15 protein-coding genes are annotated in these 14,483 nt (G+C 75.0%); 13 read left to right on the forward strand and 2 right to left on the reverse strand.

Features of this window, described 5'->3' with window-relative positions:
• Positions 1-12: 12 nt before the first annotated feature.
• Both HNR61_RS26110 and HNR61_RS26115 read left to right on the forward strand, forming a co-directional pair.
• Positions 13-651 (forward strand): NAD(P)-dependent oxidoreductase, encoded by a 639-nt coding sequence (locus HNR61_RS26110; RefSeq protein ID WP_182845829.1) that lies wholly within the window; start codon positions 13-15, stop codon positions 649-651.
• A gap of 75 nt (positions 652-726) precedes the next feature.
• Positions 727-2,343, forward strand: coding sequence for a phytoene desaturase family protein (locus HNR61_RS26115; protein WP_182845830.1), 1,617 nt, complete (start codon positions 727-729; stop codon positions 2,341-2,343).
• Between the two features lie 241 nt (positions 2,344-2,584).
• Here the strand turns inward: HNR61_RS26115 and HNR61_RS26120 are convergent, their stop codons facing one another.
• Positions 2,585-3,064: an SRPBCC family protein gene (locus HNR61_RS26120; RefSeq protein ID WP_182845831.1), complete on the reverse strand. Its 480-nt coding sequence runs from the start codon at positions 3,062-3,064 to the stop codon at positions 2,585-2,587.
• Positions 3,065-3,121: 57 nt separating this feature from the next.
• Complete coding sequence (locus HNR61_RS26125) at positions 3,122-3,913, reverse strand: carbon-nitrogen hydrolase family protein (protein WP_182845832.1); 792 nt, start codon at positions 3,911-3,913, stop codon at positions 3,122-3,124.
• Positions 3,914-4,035: 122 nt separating this feature from the next.
• Between HNR61_RS26125 and HNR61_RS26130 the strand changes: the two genes are divergently transcribed.
• From HNR61_RS26130 to HNR61_RS26180, 11 genes are all read left to right on the forward strand, one after another.
• Complete coding sequence (locus HNR61_RS26130) at positions 4,036-4,965, forward strand: ABC transporter ATP-binding protein (RefSeq protein ID WP_182845833.1); 930 nt, start codon at positions 4,036-4,038, stop codon at positions 4,963-4,965.
• On the forward strand, positions 4,962-5,801 hold the full coding sequence (locus HNR61_RS26135; RefSeq protein ID WP_182845834.1) for an ABC transporter permease: 840 nt from the start codon (positions 4,962-4,964) through the stop codon (positions 5,799-5,801). The genes HNR61_RS26130 and HNR61_RS26135 overlap by 4 nt, the downstream gene beginning before the upstream one ends.
• 43 nt (positions 5,802-5,844) lie before the next feature.
• The gene (locus HNR61_RS26140) at positions 5,845-7,068 is read left to right on the forward strand and encodes a sensor histidine kinase (RefSeq protein ID WP_182845835.1); all 1,224 of its coding nucleotides are present in this window, start codon (positions 5,845-5,847) and stop codon (positions 7,066-7,068) included.
• On the forward strand, positions 7,065-7,670 hold the full coding sequence (locus HNR61_RS26145) for a response regulator transcription factor (RefSeq protein ID WP_182845836.1): 606 nt from the start codon (positions 7,065-7,067) through the stop codon (positions 7,668-7,670). Before HNR61_RS26140 ends, HNR61_RS26145 begins: the two co-directional genes overlap by 4 nt.
• Positions 7,661-8,353, forward strand: coding sequence for a hypothetical protein (locus HNR61_RS26150; RefSeq protein ID WP_182845837.1), 693 nt, complete (start codon positions 7,661-7,663; stop codon positions 8,351-8,353). Before HNR61_RS26145 ends, HNR61_RS26150 begins: the two co-directional genes overlap by 10 nt.
• A 238-nt stretch (positions 8,354-8,591) precedes the next feature.
• Positions 8,592-9,755, forward strand: coding sequence for a pyridoxal phosphate-dependent aminotransferase (locus tag HNR61_RS26155; protein ID WP_182845838.1), 1,164 nt, complete (start codon positions 8,592-8,594; stop codon positions 9,753-9,755).
• Between the two features lie 72 nt (positions 9,756-9,827).
• Positions 9,828-10,370, forward strand: a complete 543-nt coding sequence (locus HNR61_RS26160) for an RNA polymerase sigma factor (protein ID WP_182845839.1) — start codon at positions 9,828-9,830, stop codon at positions 10,368-10,370.
• Between the two features lie 14 nt (positions 10,371-10,384).
• On the forward strand, positions 10,385-11,491 hold the full coding sequence (locus HNR61_RS26165) for a CU044_5270 family protein (RefSeq protein WP_182845840.1): 1,107 nt from the start codon (positions 10,385-10,387) through the stop codon (positions 11,489-11,491).
• Between the two features lie 87 nt (positions 11,492-11,578).
• Positions 11,579-12,529 carry a carbamate kinase gene (locus HNR61_RS26170; protein ID WP_312898100.1) on the forward strand — a complete coding sequence of 317 codons (951 nt, stop codon included), beginning with the start codon at positions 11,579-11,581 and terminating at the stop codon, positions 12,527-12,529.
• Positions 12,526-13,641, forward strand: a complete 1,116-nt coding sequence (gene bar, locus HNR61_RS26175) for a barbiturase (RefSeq protein ID WP_312898101.1) — start codon at positions 12,526-12,528, stop codon at positions 13,639-13,641. The genes HNR61_RS26170 and bar overlap by 4 nt, the downstream gene beginning before the upstream one ends.
• Before the next feature lie 81 nt (positions 13,642-13,722).
• Positions 13,723-14,418, forward strand: coding sequence for an SseB family protein (locus tag HNR61_RS26180; protein WP_182845841.1), 696 nt, complete (start codon positions 13,723-13,725; stop codon positions 14,416-14,418).
• Positions 14,419-14,483: the final 65 nt, after the last annotated feature.

Genomic DNA, 14,483 nt, shown 5'->3' on the forward strand with positions numbered 1-14,483 from the left:
AAAGGGAACCCCATGAAGATCACCGTGTTCGGGGCGACCGGGGGCACCGGCCTCCAGGTCGTGCGGGCCGCGCTGACGGCCGGGCACGCCGTCACCGCCGTCGTCCGCGACCCCGCCAAGCTCCCCGCCGACCTGCGCGAGCGCGTCGAGGTCGCGCAGGCCGACGCCATGGACCCCCGCGCCGTCGAGCACGCCGTCAAGGGCGCCGACGCCGTCATCACCGCGATCGGCACCCGGGAGGGCCGCGCGCCCACCACCGTCAGCGCCGACAGCGCGCGGAGCATCGTCACCGCCATGCGGGCCGCCGGGGCCCGGCGCCTCCTGCTGATCAGCGCCAGCGCCCTGGAGACGAGCCGCGGCGACGACCCCGTCACCCGCCTGGTGCTCAAGCCGCTGGTCCAGCGGGTCCTGGCCCACCCCTACGCGGACCTGCGCGACGCCGAACGGGCCGTCCGGGACTCCGGCCTGGACTGGACGATCGTCCGCCCGCCCCGCCTGCTCGACAAGCCCGCCAAGGGGTCCTACCGCCGCGCCGACGGCCTCGACGTCCGGGGAGGCCGCGCCATCACCCGCGCCGACCTGGGCAAGGCGTTCGTGGACCTGGCCGACGACCCGTCGGCGGTCGGCCGGGTGGTCTACGTCGCGAACTGACCCGCGCACCGGACCCCGGCGAGAACCGGGCCGCGAGGACGATAGGTTCGGTGAACCTCGGGTAGACGGGATGGCATGGCTGACGCGGTGGTGATCGGTGCCGGGCCCAACGGCCTGGTCGCGGCGAACGTACTGGCCGACGCCGGATGGCGGGTGACCGTCCTGGAGGCCCAGCCCGTCCCGGGCGGGGCGGTGCGCAGCGACCGGGACGTGCACCCCGACTACATCAGCGACATGTTCAGCGCCTTCTACCCGCTGGGCGTGGCCTCTCCCGCGATCGGGGCCCTGGGGCTGGAACGCCACGGGCTGCGCTGGCGGCACGCCCCGGCCGTGATGGCGCACCCGCTGCCCGACGGCGGCTGCGCGGTGCTGGAGCGCGACCCCGACCGGACCGCCGCGTCCCTGGAGGAGCTGGGCAAGGGCGACGGCGAGGCGTGGCTGCGGCTGTACCGGCTGTGGGGGGAGCTCGGCGACGACGTCGTCGCGGCGCTGTTCAGCCCCTTCCCGCCGGTCCGGGCGGGGGCGGCGCTGGCGCGCAAGGTGCGCGCGGCCGGGGGGCTGCGGCTGGCGCGGATGATGCTGCTGCCGGTGCGCCGCCTCGGCGAGGAGGAGTTCACCGGTCCGGGCGGGCCGCTGCTGCTGGCCGGATCGGCGCTGCACGCGGACCTGTTCCCCGAGGCGGCGGGCGGGACGGCGTTCGGCTGGCTGCTGGCGATGCTGGGCCAGCAGTACGGCTGGCCGGTCCCCGAGGGCGGCGCCGGCGAGCTGACCGGCGCCCTGGTCAGGCGGTTGGAGGCGCAGGGCGGCACGGTCCGCTGCGCCACCCCGGTCACCGAGGTGATCGTGCGGGACGGGCGGGCGCTCGGGGTGCGCACCGCCGACGGCGAGCGGATCCGCGCCACCCGCGCGGTGCTGGCCGACGTGGCCGCCCCCGCCCTGTACGGCGGCCTGGTCGGCTGGGAGCACCTGCCGGCGCGGCTGCGCGACGACATGCGGCGCTTCCAGTGGGACTTCTCCACCTTCAAGACCGACTGGGCCCTGTCGGGCCCGATCCCGTGGACGGCGGAGGGCGCGCGGCGGGCCGGGACCGTGCACCTGGCCGCGGGGATGGACGCGCTGACCGACTTCACCGCCCAGGTGGTCACCGGGCGGGTCCCGGCCGAGCCGTTCACGCTGGTGGGGCAGATGACCACCGCCGACCCCAGCCGTTCCCCGGCCGGGACCGAGTCGGCCTGGGCCTACACCCACGTCCCCCAGCGGATCGCCTCCGACGCGGGCGACGCGGGCATCACCGGCGTCTGGGACGAGCGGGAGCGCCAGGCGATGGCCGACCGCGTCGAGGCCCAGATCGAGCGGTACGCGCCCGGGTTCCGCGACCTGGTCGTCGAGCGCCGCGTCCTCGCCCCGCCCGACCTCCAGGACCGGAACGCCAACCTGGTGGGCGGGGCGCTCAACGGCGGCACCGCCGCGATCCACCAGCAGCTCGTGTTCCGCCCCACCCCCGGCACCGGCCGCCCCGAGACCCCCGTCGCCGGCCTGTACCTGGCCTCGGCCTCCGCGCACCCGGGCGGCGGCGTGCACGGGGCCTGCGGCGCCAACGCCGCCCGCGCCGCCCTCCGCACCAGCGCCCCGGCCCGTCGCGTACTGAACACGACCCTGACAGCGGCCCAACGCGCCCTACACCGCCGCTGACCGACACGGCCCGTTCCTGGTCCGCCCCACTTGGTTCGCCCGGCCCGCCCCGTCTGGTTCACCCCGGCTCGCTCTGGGTTCGGCCTGGGTCCAGCCTGGCCCGCCCCCTCTGGTCCGGACCACTCTGGTCCGGCCCGTCCCGCCTTGATCCGCCCCGGCAGGCCCCGGCAAGCCCAAATCCGGCGGGGCCTGGTCCGGCGGAGCCCGGTGCGTTCGGCGGGGACCGGTGCGTTTGGTGGGCTCAGGTTTGTTCGGCGGGCTTGGTCTGGTCGGTGGGAGTGCGCTTCTCGCGCTCGTCGTGCACCACCTGTCGCAGGTTGCGCAGCATCAGCCGGTTGCGCAGGTGCAGCACCAGCTCGCCGGGCGGGCCGTGCAGGCCCCCGGCCAGGCCGCGCAGCGGATGCTCGTCCACGATCACCACGGTGCCCTCGCCCCACTCGATGAGCTGGAACGCCACCCGCGCCGCCCCGAGCACCCCGGCCTTGATCTCCATCTCCAGCCGCTCCGGCGGTTCGCAGATCCGCACCACCGTCTGGTCGCGCAGGGTCAGCGGCCCGAACCCGGCCTCGAACTCGATCCGCGACCCGACCGCGGGCCAGTCGGGATCCTCGTGCAGGATCGCGCGGGTGCCGACCACCCAGTCGGCGTACCGCCCGCCGTCGGCGAGCGCGGCCCACACGTCCTTGGGGGAGGCGGCGATGAAAGCTTGTCGTACGGCCATGGCCAGCGCTTACCCGCGACGCCACCGAAATCACCTGCGGGCGGCTCCGGCGCGTTCCTACAGGACGTCCCGGCGGCGGTGGGACAGGCTGGGGAGGAACTCCCGGACCTTCTCGGTCAGCGCCGGGTCCAGCTCCATCACCTGGATCCGCGCGTGGGGGCCCAGATCGGTCAGGACCACTCCCATCGGGTCGATCAGCCGGCTGCGGCCCACGCCGCCCGGCGCCCCCTTCGGGGGGCGGGTGCGGTCGGGGGCCTTGTCCACCGCGACCACCCAGGTGGTGTTCTCGATGGCACGGGCCCGGACCAGGGTCGTCCAGTGCTCCTCCTTGAACACCCCCTGCGCCCACGCGGCCGGGATCGCCAGGATCTCCGCGCCGCGGTCCACCAGCTCCCGCGCCAGCTCCGGGAAGCGCACGTCGTAGCAGGTGATGACGCCGATCCGCGTGCCCGCCAGGTCGAGCACCACCGGCCTGTCACCCGCGGCCACGTGCTGGGACTCGTGGTCGCCGAACGCGTCGAACAGGTGCAGCTTCCGGTAGGACCCGGCGATCTCCCCGGTCGCCTCGATCCCCACCACCGTGTTGTACACGCGGCCGTCCGGGGCGGGCTCGAACACCCCGACCAGCACCGCGGTCCCGTGCTCGCGCGCCGCCGCCCGGACGGCCGTCACGAACGGCCCGTCCAGCGGCTCGGCCGCCTCCGCCAGGACGTTGCCGAACCTCACCTGCGACGCCTCGGGGAAGACCGCCAGGTCCGCGTCGCCGGCCTCGGCGATCGCGCCGACGATCCGGTCCAGGTTCTCCTTGGGGTCGTCGCCGACCTCGATCTGGCACAGGGCTACGCGCATGGCCCCAGTCTGCCCGATGCCGGGGCGGATGACAGATGTCATCCCGAACGCCTGACAGCCGCCGCCCGAACCGGTGACAGCGACTTCTACCCGCCCGGACGGCCCCCCGGGACGCTGGGGGCATGAGCAACGAACCGGCCATCCGGGTGGTGGACCTGCGCCAGCGGTACGGGGACTTCGAGGCCGTCGCGGGGATCTCGTTCGAGGTCCGCCGGGGCGAGCTGTTCGCGCTCCTCGGCACCAACGGCGCGGGCAAGACCACCACGCTCGAGACACTGGAGGGCTTCCGCCCCGCCCACTCCGGAGCCGTGCGGGTGCTGGACCGCGACCCGCACCGCGAACGCCGCGCCGTCCGCGAACGCGTCGGGATCATGCTCCAGGAGTGCGGTTTCTTCGGCGAGCTGACCGTCGCCGAGACCGTCGACCACTGGCGCGGCTTCACGCCCCGGGCGCGCTCCCGCGACGAGGTGCTGGACCTGGTGGACCTGCGCGACAAGGCCGGGGTGCGGACCCGGCAGCTGTCGGGCGGCCAGAAACGCCGCCTGGACCTGGCGCTGGCGCTGCTCGGCCGCCCCGAGGTCATGTTCCTGGACGAGCCGACCACCGGGATGGACCCCGAGGCCCGGCACGCGACCTGGCGGACCGTGCGGGACCTGGTCGCCGACGGCACCACCGTGCTGCTCACCACCCACTACCTGGAGGAGGCCGAGCAGCTCGCCGACCGGCTGGCGATGATGCACCGCGGCCGGATCGAGCTGAGCGGCACCCTCGCCGAGGTCCTGGCCGGGCACGGCGACCGCGTCAGCTTCCGCGTCCCCGACCGCCTCCAGGTCGCCGACCTGCCGGCGCCGCGCGGACGCCCCGCCGAGGTCACGGTCGAGGGCGGCGCCCCCGTCGCCACCTACACCACCGCCGGCGACGACCTGCAACGCGTCCTGTACGAGCTGCTGCGCTGGGCCGACGAGAACGCCGTCCGGCTGGACGGCCTGCAGGCGCGCAGCGCCTCCCTGGAGGACGTCTTCCTGCGCACCGCCGAAGGAGCCACCCGATGAACCCGACCGCCGCCCGCGGGCCCGTCCCGCGCCTGCCCGACGTGCGCCCCTCGGCGCTGGCCCGCATCGCGCGGCTCGACCTGACGCTGCTGTGGCGCAACCGCACCGCCCTGTTCACCGTCGCGGGCCTGCCGCTGTTGTTCGGCGCGCTGCTGCTGCCGGCGCGCGGGAAGCGCATGGACGGGCTGGACGCCGCGCTGATGCAGGGCACCGGCCATCTGGCGTTCTTCCTGATCTTCGCGGTGTTCATGAACCTGGTGAACGTCTTCACCGCCCGCCGCGAGGACCTCACCCTCAAGCGGCTGCGCGGCACCTCGCTGTCGGACGCCGAGATCCTGTGCGGCAGCGTCCTCACCTCCCTCGTCCTGTACCTGGCGCAGGCGGCGGCGCTGCTGGTGCTGCTGATGACGGTGCTCGGCGGCGGCCCGCCCGCCAACCTCCCGCTGATGCTGGCGGGCATGGTCGGCGGGGCGGTGGTCTTCGCGCTGCTGGGGTTCGTGTTCGCCGGGATCACCCCCAACTCCGACATGGCCCAGCTCACCGTCCTGCCGGTGATGTTCGGCTGCATGGCCGGGGCGGGCGTGATGTTCCCGCTGGCCGCGCTGCCCGGCTGGGCCCAGCAGGCCGCGCACTGGCTGCCGCTCAGCCCGGTCGTGGAGATCGTCCGCACCGGCTACCTCGGCCGCGACTTCCACGCCGCCACGACCCACGAGACGGTCGGCTTCGCCGGGGCCTGGGCGGTGACCGCGCCCTCGTTCGCGGTGCTGGCGGTGTGGACCGCCCTCGGCGTGTACGCGGCGCGGCGCTGGTTCCGCTGGGAGCCCCGCCGGGGCTGAGATCGCTACCCTGCTGGCACCGGAACCGAGGGATCAGGTGGAGATGGACACCGCGACGACGGCCGAGCTGGAGGCGCTGGACGACCGGCGGCTGGCCAGGTACCAGCGGACGACCTACCGGACCTTCGTCATCGCCGGGGTCGGGTTCCTGGTCCCCGCCCTGGCGGCCCTGGTCCACGGCCTCGGCGACGGGACGATGCCGGTGGCGCTGGCCCCGCCCGCCCTGGCGGGCACGGGCCTGCTGCTGTGGGGCTACATGCGGCTGGTCCGCACCGGCCTGGAGGGCGGCGCGGGCACCCGCGACACCGTCTGGACCGGCCTGGTCACCTTCGTGCTGGTCCTGCTGGCCGCCTACCACCCCCTGTGGGCGGTGACCGGGATCTTCTGGGTGTCGGCCGTGGCGCTGTCCCCGATGAGCACCCGGCGGCTCCTGGCGTACTGCGCGGGCACCGCCGCCGTGACCGTCGCCGTCGTGGGCCTGGCGGTCCGCGTCGACGAGCCCGGACGGCCGGCCAACTGGCTGGGGATCCTCGGCGGGTTCGCCGCCGTCTTCGGCGGCGGCGCGCTCGCCGCGTTCGTCAACCGCTACCAGCGCGGCATGTGGGACCTGCACCTGGAGGCCCACCACGCCCGCGAGGCCCTCGCCCGGATGGCCGTCACCGAGGAACGCCTGCGCTTCTCCCGCGACCTGCACGACCTGCTCGGCCACAGCCTGTCGCTCATCGCGGTCAAGAGCGAGCTGGCCATCCGGATGGCCGAGAACGACCCGGCCCGCGCCCGCGCCGAGATGGCCGACGTGCGGCGCGCCGCCCGCGAGGCCCTGCGCGAGGTCCGCGCCGCCGTGCGCGGCTACCGCGCCGTCGAGCTGGACGCCGAGCTGGCGGGCGTGCGGGCCGTGCTGGAGGCCGCCGGGGTCCGCTGCGAGGTCGGGGCGGTGCCCGCCGACCTGCCGCCGGAGGCCCGCTCGGTGCTGGCGTGGGCGATCCGGGAGGGCACGACCAACGTCATCAAGCACAGCGAGGCCCGGCGCTGCTCGATCTCGCTCACCGTCTACGGTGAGTCCGTGGTCCTGGAGATGAACAACGACGGTGTCCGCGCCGCCGGAGCCGAGCCCGGCTCGGGACTGGCCGGGCTCACCGAACGCCTCGCCGTCGTCGGCGGCGCCCTCAGCGCCGGACGGCACGGCCGCGACGGGTTCCTGCTGCGCGCGGTGGTCCCGCTGTCCGGTGCCGCGACCGCCGCCGAGCCCGCGCGGAGCACCGCGTGATCCGGATCCTGCTGGCCGACGACGAGCACCTGATCCGCGGCGCCGTCGCGGCCCTGCTCGGGCTGGAGGGCGACCTGACGGTCGTCGCCGAGGCCGGCCGGGGCGACGAGGTCGCCGCCGCCGTCGCCGCCCACGACCCCGACGTGGCGGTGCTGGACATCGACATGCCCGGCGCGGACGGCCTCACCGTCGCCGAGCGGCTGCGCGAGGCGGGCGCCCGCTGCTCGGTCGTCATCCTCACCAGCCTCGGCCGCCCCGGCTACCTGCGCCGCGCCATGGCCGCCGGGGTCCGCGGGTTCGTCGCCAAGGACGCCTCCACCGACGAGCTGGCGGCGGCGATCCGCAAGGTCCACGCGGGCGGCCGCTACCTGGACGCCGAGCTCGCCGCCACCGCCATGGCCGCCGGCGACAACCCCCTCACCGAACGCGAACGCGAGATCCTCCGCCTCCTCGGCGCGGGCACCGAGACCGCCCGCATCGCGACGCTGCTGCACCTGTCGGAGGGCACCGTCCGCAACTACCTGTCCACCGCGATGGCGAAGCTCGGCGAGTCCAACCGCCTCGCCGCCGTCCGCGCCGCCCGGGAGATGGGATGGATATGACCTTCCGCTTCGTTCCGGTCGTCCCCCTGCTGTTCCTCCTGCCAGGGGTCGGCGTGACGGGGTTCATGGCCGTCCGGGCGGCGCCCGGCCCGGCCCTGGGCGTGCTCGCGGTGTTCCTGGTGGCGTGGGGCGCGGCGTTCGGGCTGAGGCTGGAACGGATCCGGCGCGCCGGGGGAGTGGCGCTGCGCCTGGACGCCGAGGGCGTCTTCCTGGCGGGACGGCCGAGGAGCGCCGCGCCGCAGTCCGCGCCGTGGGAGGACGTCGCGGCGATCGTGCTGTTCGGCTCCGCGGGGACCGGGACCTCGGCGCCGCCGCCGCGGTTCGTCGGCGTCCGGCTCGGGAACGGCGTCCCCGGCGACTTCCGGTCGCTGCGCCGCCGCCTGGAACGCGCCCGTACCCGCGGCGACCTCGACCCGCTGCTCCGCGAGCGCGTGGACAAGGCCCTGAAGAGCGTCGCGGGCACCGCCGGGGGCGTGGGCGTCGCCGCCTACGTGCGCCGCCGCGACTGGTTCCTCAACGAGAAGGCGCTGCGGACCGCCGTGGAACGCCTGGCCCCGCACGTCCGCGTCGTCGACGTCGACGGCCAGGGCGACCCGGCCGCCTGGCTGCCGCACCGCGAGGAACTCGAACGCCTCGCCGCCGACCTTCCCGACGACCACCACCGCGAACGCGCCGACCGCTAGACCGTGTTTCAAAGCCCTGGCCCACGGCGCTCGCCTGGCGGCTCGCACCTCACCAGGGCTTGGCGAGCGCGACATCGCTTCGCGATCTGACCCGCGGGCCCTCGCCTTCGGCGTCGGGCCCGCAGGTCAGGTGACGCGCTCGCGTGCGCGGCTGAGGCCCACTGTGAAACAGGCCCTAGACCCGACACCCCCGCCCCGTGGTTGCGGGGAGGGAATCCCGGGTGGTTAAGGTGCAGGGGTGAGCGAACCCCTGGTGGCGCGGATGCGCGGTTTCGGTACGACGATCTTCGCCGAGATGTCGGCGCTGGCGGTGCGGACCGGCGCGATCAACCTGGGCCAGGGCTTTCCGGACGAGGACGGCCCGGCCGCGATGCTGGAGGCCGCCGTCGAGGCGATCCGGGGCGGCGGCAACCAGTACCCGCCCGGCCCCGGGCTGCCCGAGCTGCGGGAGGCCGTCGCCGCGCAGAGGCTCGACCGGTACGGGCTCGCCTACGACCCGGCCACCGAGGTCTACGTCACCGTCGGCGCGACCGAGGGCATCGCCGCGTCCGTGCTGGCGCTGGCCGGGCCGGGCGACGAGGTGATCGCGTTCGAGCCGACCTACGACTCCTACGCCGCGACGGTCGCGCTGGCCGGGGCGACGCTGCGGCCGGTGCTGCTGCGCCCCGACGGGGACCGGTTCACCTTCGACCCGGACGAGCTGCGCGCCGCCGTCACCCCGCGCACCCGCCTGCTGCTGGTGAACTCCCCGCACAACCCGGCGGGCACCGTCTTCACCCGCGAGGAGCTCCAGGTCATCGCGGACGTGTGCCGCGAGCACGATCTGGTCGCGGTCACCGACGAGGTGTACGAGTACCTCACCTACGACGGCGCGCGGCACGTTCCGCTGGCGACGCTGGAGGGCATGCGCGAGCGCACCCTCACCGTGTCCTCGGTCGGCAAGACGTTCTCGGTGACCGGCTGGAAGACCGGCTGGGTCACCGGGCCCGCGGCGTACGTGCGGGCCGTGCAGACGGTCAAGCAGTTCCTCACCTACGCGACCGGCGGGCCGTGGCAGCGCGCCACCGCCTACGCGCTGCGCCACGAGACGCCGTGGGTGGAGGAGCTGCGCCGGTCGCTGGAGGCCAAGCGCGACCGGCTGGTCACCGGGCTGGAGGCGGCCGGGTTCAAGACGTTCCGGCCGCAGGGCACCTACTTCGTGCAGGCCGACATCCGGCCGCTGGGGTTCACCGACGGGATGGAGCTGGCGAGGGCGCTGCCGGAGCGGGCGGGGGTGGTGGCGATCCCCACGCAGGTGTTCTACCAGCGGCCCGAGAACGGCGCGCACTTCGTGCGGTTCGCGTTCTGCAAGCGGGAGAGCGTCATCGACGAGGCCGTGGAACGCCTTTCGCGGCTTTCCTGAGACCGGGGTGTAAACGGGCGCGGGTTCCCGGGACTACTTCACGACAACTCCCTCCGACCCCAAGGGGACTTCGTGGATGATCCCGAATCCCGTTTCACCCGCATGTACGACACGTACTACCGGCGGGTGCTGGCGTACGCGCTCACGCACGCCGAGCCGCACACGGCCGAGGACATCGTCAGCGAGACCTTCCTGATCGCCTGGCGGCGGCTGGGCGACGTCCGCGACCCCGCCCTGCCGTGGCTGCTGGGCACCGCCCGCAACCTGGTGCGCAAGCAGTACGACCACGGCCGCAGGGGCCGGGTGCTGGCCGAGCGGATCAGGACGCTGACCACGCCGCAGGACCTGGCCGCCTGGGACGTGGCCGAGCACGTGGTGGAACGCGACGTGGCGCTGGCCGCGATCGCCGGGCTGCCCGAACGCGACCTGGAGGTCCTCGCCCTGGTCAACTGGCACGGTCTGGAGCCGCGCCAGGCGGCGAGGGTGCTGGGCTGCACGTCGGCCGCGTTCTTCGTGCGGCTGCACCGCGCCCGCCGGCGCCTGACCCGCGCGCTGGAGCAGAACCCGGCCCCCCGATCCGCCGTCTCCCGCGTCGCCGAGCGCGCGACCTCGTGAACCCTGGAGCCATCGTGAACGACACCACCGACAAGATCTTCCGCGACCTGCGTCCCGCCGCCCTGGACGAGCTGGCCGAGGACGCCCACGCGCGCCGCCGCGACACCGACCTCGCCCACGCCCTGCGCGCCGTGCCCGCCCGCCGTTCGCGCCGCCCGGTGCTGGCGCTGGCGGCCGTCACCGCCGCCGCGGCCGCCACGGGCGTCCTCGTGGTGACCGACGGGGACGGCCCGGCCCCGGCGCCCGGCCCCGGGACGCCCGCCCCGGCCACCGCGCAGGACGCCCGGACGGTGCTGCTGGCCAGCGCCCACACCGCCGAGCGCACGCCGGTTAAGCCGGGCCGCTACTGGTACACGCGCCTCCGCACGCAGCACGTGCAGAACGAGCGCATGGACCGCAAGGGGCTCAAGCCCGGCCAGCGGTCGCGGATCATCAAGCTCCCCTACACCTACATCACGGCGAACACGCAGGAGTCGTGGCTGTCGCGCACCGGCCGCGACCGCACCCGCAGCATCACCGCCGTCAACGCGAAGACGAGCTTCCCGACCGCCGGGGACGAGGCCGCCTGGCGCAAGGCCGGAGCCCCGCGGCTCATGGACAGGACCGAGCGCGAGCGCTCGGTCAACGACTACGACGAGCCGATCACCCACACCATCGGCAACGAGAACGTGCCGACCGACCGGCTCCTGAAGCTGCCCATCGAGCCCGCCGCCCTCGCGCGCGAGCTGCGCCGCCGCTACGACGCCGACGTCCGCGACGCCAACGACGGCAAGGGCCCCGAGAAGAGCGTCGACCCCTACCCCTCCTACGTGTGGGGGGCCGCGCAGGACCTGTTGAGCGGACCCATCACGCCCGGCACCAAGGCCGCGCTGTACCGGGTGCTGGCCGACCTGCCGGAGGTGCGCGGCGAGGGCCGGGCCACCGACCAGCTCGGCCGCACCGGGGTGGCCGTGACGATGCGCGGCCCGGTCGCCGGCCTGCGGCTGCGGCTGATCATCGACCCGAGGACCGCGAACCTGCTGGCCTACGAGTCCGGAACCTCCCCGGTCGCGGGCAAGCCCGCCCTGTCGATGGCCTACGAGTCGATGGGCTGGGTGGACGCCCTGACGGCCCGCCGCTAACCGGCCGGGCAGAGTTGCCGAACGGCCGGTGCCCGACTGGCGAGTTTCGCCCGTGAGCACCGGCCGCCGCCCGGTTACCGTCGGTGAGTGGACAGCGGCACCGGCGAACGCGTCGTCATCGCCCTGGGCGGCAACGCGATGACCGGCCCGGACGGCAGCGCCGCGCCGCGGGAGCAGGCGGCGGCGGTCGCCCGGGCCGTCGAGCAGGTCGCCGACCTGGCCGCGGCGGGGGCGGGCCTGGTGCTGACCCACGGCAACGGGCCCCAGGTCGGCAACCTGCTGATCAAGAACCAGCTCGCGGCGGACGTGGTGCCGCCGGTCCCGCTGGACTGGTGCGGGGCGCAGACCCAGGCCACCCTCGGCGTGCTGATCATGAACGCGCTGGAACGGTCGCTGGCCGCGCGCGGCGCGCGCCGCCCGGTCGCCACGGTGGTGACGCGGACGCTGGTGGACGCCGCCGACCGCGCGTTCACCGACCCCGCCAAGCCCGTCGGCCGGTACTTCCCGGCGGCGGAGGCGCGCCGGTTCATGGCGATCGGGCAGTCGTGGAGGGCGTTCGGGGAGCGCGGCTGGCGGCGCGTGGTGGCCTCGCCCGAGCCGCTGGAGGTCCTGGACGCCGGCGCCGCCGAGGCGCTGCTGGCCACCGGGCACGTCGTGGTCTGCGCGGGCGGCGGGGGAGTGCCGGTGGTCCGCGACGGGGACGGCGGGCTGCGCGGCGTGGAGGCCGTGGTCGACAAGGACCTGGCCGCGCAGCTGCTGGCGCGCCGCCTGGGCGCGGCCACCCTCGTGATCGCCACCGACGTGCCGAACGTCGAGGTCGGCTTCGGCACCCCCGGCGCGCGCCCCCTGCACCGCACCACCTCCGCCGAACTCGGCCTGTTGGCCGCCGCCGGGCACTTCGCGGGCGGCAGCATGGGTCCCAAGGTGGAGGCGCTGCGGCGCTTCGTCGCCGGCGGCGGGCGGCGCGCGGCGATCACCTCGCTGGACCGGATCGCCGACGCGGTCCGGGGCAAGGCCGGAACGATCATCGAGGAGTGAGCGACGTGCCCGACCCGATCGAAGTCCGCAAGATCCCCATCGCGAGCGTGACCGACGCCTCCGGGCTGGCGCGCCTGATCGACGACGGCGTGCTGGAGGCCGACCGGGTCCTGGCCGTGATCGGCAAGACCGAGGGCAACGGCGGCGTCAACGACTACACCCGGCTGCTCGCCGACCGCGCGTTCCGCGAGGTGCTGGTGGAGAGGGGCACCCGGAGCCCGGCGGAGGTCGCGCGGGTCCCGCTGGTGTGGTCGGGCGGCACCGACGGCGTCCTCAGCCCGCACGCCACCGTGTTCGCCACGCTCGACCCGGCCTCGGCCCCGCGCTCGGACGAGCCGCGCCTGTCGGTCGGCATCGCCATGAGCGAGGTGATCCGCCCCGAGGACATCGGCCGCCCCGCCATGGTCGAGACCGTCGCCGCCGGGGTCCGCGAGGCGATGAAGGCCGCCGGGATCGACGACCCCGCCGACGTCCACTACGTCCAGACCAAGACGCCGCTGCTGACCCTGGACACCATCAACGACGCCCGCCGCCGGGGCCGCGACGTCGTCACCGAGGACACCCTGAAGTCGATGGACGTCTCCAACTCCACCACCGCGCTCGGCATCGCCGTCGCCCTCGGCGAGATCGCGACGCCGCGCGCCGACCAGATCCACCGGGACCTGTCGCTGTACTCGTCGGTCGCGTCCTGCTCCTCGGGCGTGGAGCTGGACCGCGCCCAGATCGTGGTGGTCGGCAACGTGCGCGGCATCGGCGGGCGCTACCGCGCCGGGCACGGTGTGATGAACGACGCACTGGACGCCGACGGCGTCTGGGCGGCGATCCGCTCGACCGGGCTGGACCTGCCGGAGCGGCCCCACCCGAGCGATCTCGGCGACCGGCTGGTGAACGTGTTCATCAAGTGCGAGGCCGACCCGCGCGGCGAGGTCCGGGGCCGCCGCAACATCATGCTCGACGACTCCGACGTGCACTGGCACCGCCAGATCAAGGCGTGCGTCGGCGGCGTCGCGGCGTCGGTGACCGGCGACCCGGCGGTGTTCGTGTCGGTCGCGGCCGTCCACCAGGGCCCTTCCGGCGGCGGGACCGTCGCGGCCATCGCGGATCTGGGCTGACCCGGGGCCGGCCCCGGGGGAGAGCGGAGAGTATCGCATTAACCACCCTGGGCGGTCGCCGGAGGTTATAGCCTTCTGGCCGTGTCCGGAAAGACCATTCCCCAGCCGCAGTTCCCCGACGACGACGGCGCCGCCGCCCCGCGGGTGCGTGACGCGCTGGCCGGATACGCGGCCGGGCGCGTCGGAGAGCACACCGTGCTGCGCGTCCTGGCCGACAGCCGCCTGCTGGTGCCCGTCGTGGCCGTGCTGACCGAGGAGGAGCAGGTCGCGCCCGGCGAGCTGCGCCGGGAGAAGAACAGCGACATGGCGCTGCCCACCCTGATCGGGGAGGACGGCCGCCGGGGCGTGCTCGGCTTCACCTCGACCGAGACGATGCGGGCGTGGCGCCCCGACGCCCGCCCGGTCGCGGTGCGCTTCCGCGACGCGTGCCTGGCCACCCTCGACGAGAAGGCCCACGCGCTGGTGGTGGACGTGGCCGGGCCGGTGCCGTTCGCGGTGGACGGCATCCGGCTGCACCTGCTGGCCGAGGGGCGCCCGATCCCCGCGCCGCACGAGGACCCCGAGGTGCTCGCCGCGATCGAGGCCGCGTTCGGCTCCGAGCCGGGCGTGACCGGCGTCCGCGCCGACCGGGGCCAGCACGCCGAGCTGGCGGTCCGGTTCGCGATCCTGTCCGGCCACGACGAACGCGCCATCCTGCAGCGCGTCTCCGACCGCCTCGCCGAGATGCTGCGCGGCCGGATCGTCGGCGGCGTGGAGCTGAGCATCATCCGCCGGTAAACCGCTTGCCCCTCCCTCCCGGGCGTCGGCAGGGTGGGCGCATGGATCCCGCCGAGAAGCCCACC

The sequence above is a fragment of the Actinomadura kijaniata genome, assembly GCF_014138665.1.
Lineage (GTDB): Bacteria > Actinomycetota > Actinomycetes > Streptosporangiales > Streptosporangiaceae > Spirillospora > Spirillospora kijaniata.

Bases quoted from the DNA above. Each gene is read 5' to 3' on its own strand.
- HNR61_RS26110 (WP_182845829.1), top strand. From the start codon at position 13: ATGAAGATCACCGTGTTCGGGGCGACCGGGGGCACCGGCCTCCAGGTC.
- HNR61_RS26115 (WP_182845830.1), top strand. From the start codon at position 727: ATGGCTGACGCGGTGGTGATCGGTGCCGGGCCCAACGGCCTGGTCGCG.
- HNR61_RS26120 (WP_182845831.1), bottom strand. From the start codon at position 3,064: ATGGCCGTACGACAAGCTTTCATCGCCGCCTCCCCCAAGGACGTGTGG.
- HNR61_RS26125 (WP_182845832.1), bottom strand. From the start codon at position 3,913: ATGCGCGTAGCCCTGTGCCAGATCGAGGTCGGCGACGACCCCAAGGAG.
- HNR61_RS26130 (WP_182845833.1), top strand. From the start codon at position 4,036: ATGAGCAACGAACCGGCCATCCGGGTGGTGGACCTGCGCCAGCGGTAC.
- HNR61_RS26135 (WP_182845834.1), top strand. From the start codon at position 4,962: ATGAACCCGACCGCCGCCCGCGGGCCCGTCCCGCGCCTGCCCGACGTG.
- HNR61_RS26140 (WP_182845835.1), top strand. From the start codon at position 5,845: ATGGACACCGCGACGACGGCCGAGCTGGAGGCGCTGGACGACCGGCGG.
- HNR61_RS26150 (WP_182845837.1), top strand. From the start codon at position 7,661: ATGGATATGACCTTCCGCTTCGTTCCGGTCGTCCCCCTGCTGTTCCTC.